Origin of the sequence: Bradyrhizobium sp. 147 (assembly GCF_023073935.1) — a bacterium.
Classification (GTDB): Bacteria; Pseudomonadota; Alphaproteobacteria; order Rhizobiales; family Xanthobacteraceae; genus Bradyrhizobium.
In genome coordinates this window covers 1-875 of record NZ_JADPKL010000126.1, presented here as the reverse complement: position 1 = coordinate 875, position 875 = coordinate 1, and the positions used below count along the sequence as shown (strand labels likewise).

Below are 875 nucleotides of genomic sequence, written 5' to 3'. Positions count from 1 at the left end.
CGACCGGTCGAGGTTCAAGCCTATGCCGATCGCATCGTGATCCGTCAGGATGGACGTATCGTTGCCGAGCACCCGCGATCCTTTGGCCGCGGCGATACCGTCTACGACCCCTGGCATTATGTGCCGGTGCTCGCCCGCAAACCCGGCGCCTTGCGCAACGGTGCTCCCTTCAAAGACTGGGTGCTGCCGGCCGCGATCGATCGGATCCGGCGCAAGCTGGCCAGCACCGACGATGGCAATCGGCAGATGGTCGACATCCTCAACGCGGTGCTGACTGACGGTCTGTCCGCGGTGGAAGCGGCCTGTGCCGAAGCGCTCAGTCACAGCGTCCATTCCGCCGATGTCGTTCTCAATATCCTGGCCCGTCAACGTGAACCTGCCCCACCGGCCAACATCATGACGCCGGCCGCACTGACGCTCCGTCATGCACCGATCGCCGATTGTGCCCGCTACGACAACCTCCGGAGGACCATCTGATGGAACGAACCCAAATCTTCGACCTCATGGGCGAACTCAAGCTCTACGGCATGAAGGCTGCCTTCGACGAGATCATGGCAACTGCCGTTAAGCGCCAGCACGAGCCTCAGCGCATTGTCGGCGACCTGCTCAACGCCGAGATCAACGAGAAGCAAGCCAGGTCGATCAAATACCAGCTCACCATTGCCAAGCTGCCGCTCGCCAAGGACATCGCCGACTTCCAGTTTGACGGCACGCCGATCAATCAGACTCTCGTCAATGATCTCGCTGGCGGCGGCTTCATCGCCCAACAACGCAACGTCGTGCTGGTTGGCGGCACCGGTACAGGCAAAACACACTTGGCCATTGCCATCGCCAGAAGTTGCATCCGCGGTGGCGCTAGAGGACGCTTCTACAAC

The 875-nt window shown here is 61.3% G+C and carries 1 protein-coding gene and 1 pseudogene; both read left to right on the top strand.

Annotation, left to right across the window (positions count from 1 at the left end; all coding sequences use genetic code 11):
• A pseudogene (locus IVA87_RS30620) lies at nt 1-568 on the top strand (IS21 family transposase); the annotation flags it as partial.
• Nucleotides 477-875, top strand: a 399-nt coding sequence (locus IVA87_RS30615) for an ATP-binding protein (protein WP_247336618.1), incomplete at its 3' end; no start/stop codon positions are given. The pseudogene IVA87_RS30620 and the gene IVA87_RS30615, both read left to right, overlap by 92 nt.